The organism is Neisseria sp. P0021.S006 (assembly GCF_051956895.1).
This window is the reverse complement of the sequence record NZ_JBQCWZ010000297.1, coordinates 1-1,601: the sequence shown is the minus strand read 5'-3', so window position 1 is coordinate 1,601 and position 1,601 is coordinate 1. Positions and strand designations below refer to the sequence as shown.

The following is a 1,601-nucleotide window of genomic DNA, read 5'->3' as shown; positions in this document are numbered from 1 at the left end:
AAGCCGTATTGCGCGGCATGATGAAACAGCGTGCCGGCCGCATCATCAACATCACTTCTGTTGTCGGCGTGATGGGCAATGCCGGTCAAACCAACTATGCGGCGGCAAAAGCGGGCTTGATCGGTTTTTCCAAATCCATGGCGCGCGAAGTCGGCAGCCGCGGCATTACCGTCAACTGCGTCGCCCCCGGCTTTATCAACACCGATATGACCCGCGCTCTGCCGGAAGAAACCCGCAAAACCTTTGAAGCGCAAACTTCTTTGGGCAAATTCGGTGAAGCGCAAGATATTGCCGATGCAGTCTTGTTCTTGGCTTCTGATCAGGCAAAATACATTACCGGTCAGACACTTCATGTCAACGGCGGCATGTTGATGCCTTAAACCGTTTGTTTATTTAAAGGCCGTCTGAATATTTCAGACGGCCCTTTTTGTCAATCAAAACACTATTTTACATTCTATCTTGATATAATCTTAATAATCCGTTAGATAACGCTCGAAACAGTAAATCCAAATAAGCATGATACGGGAAATTAAATCGCAGGAATAAATTGAGTTCTGTGCGTTTTTATTTGGGTTTGCTGTCGGTTTTCGACGTGTTTCAGACGGCCTCTATATAACAATATTTACTTTTAATGAAAGGCCGCCCACTCTATGCACGAATTTTCCCTTGCTCCCATTGTCATTGTTCTGTTGGTTGCCGTTATTACGGTTATCTGCTGCCGCAAATTCAACATTCCTTCCATGCTCGGTTATCTTTTGGTCGGTTTTATTGCCGGTCCGGGTATGTTCAGACTGATTCCGCAAAGCCACGCTACCGACTATTTGGGCGAAATCGGTATTGTGTTTCTGATGTTCAGCATCGGCCTCGAATTCTCCCTGCCTAAACTCAAAGCCATGCGCCGCCTCGTGTTCGGTTTGGGCGGCTTGCAAGTCATCGTTACCATGCTCTCGATTATGGGCATTTTGATGGCGATGGGCACACCGTTCAACTGGGCGTTTGCCACTGCCGGTGCACTGACCATGTCGTCCACCGCCATCGTCAGCCGCATTTTGTCGGAGAAAACCGAGCTGGGTCAGCCGCATGGTCAAATGGCCATGGGTGTTTTGCTGATGCAGGATATTGCCGTTGTACCGCTGATGATTCTGATTCCGGCGCTTGCAGGCGGCAGCGAAGGCAACTTGTGGGTAGAGCTGGGCTTGGCCGGTTTGAAAATGTTGCTGACCTTGGGCATTTTGTTCGTTATCGGCAGCCGTGTGATGTCGCGCTGGTTCAGACTGGTTGCCAAACGCAAATCGTCCGAACTCTTCATGATCAACGTTTTGCTGGTTACTTTGGGCGTAGCCTATCTGACAGAGCTTGAAGGCCTTTCTATGGCATTGGGCGCATTCGTTGCCGGTATGCTGCTTTCCGAAACCGAATACCGCATTCAGGTGGAAGATGATATCCGTCCATTCCGCGATATCCTGCTGGGCTTCTTCTTCATTACCGTCGGTATGAAGCTGGATATTCAGGCGCTGATAGGTAACTGGCAGCAAATCCTGATTTTGTTGGCAATCCTGTTGATTTTGAAAGCACTGGTCGTCTTCATCATCGCTTTGCGC

At 49.2% G+C, this 1,601-nt stretch carries 2 protein-coding genes; both read left to right on the top strand.

Going from position 1 to position 1,601, the window contains the following annotated elements:
- Window positions 1-380 (top strand): SDR family oxidoreductase (locus ACTHUM_RS13510; RefSeq protein WP_440403114.1); only part of this gene is annotated, 380 nt, incomplete at its 5' end.
- Window positions 381-650: 270 nt separating this feature from the next.
- The coding region (locus ACTHUM_RS13505; RefSeq protein WP_440403113.1) for a monovalent cation:proton antiporter-2 (CPA2) family protein at window positions 651-1,601 on the top strand (951 nt) is incomplete at its 3' end.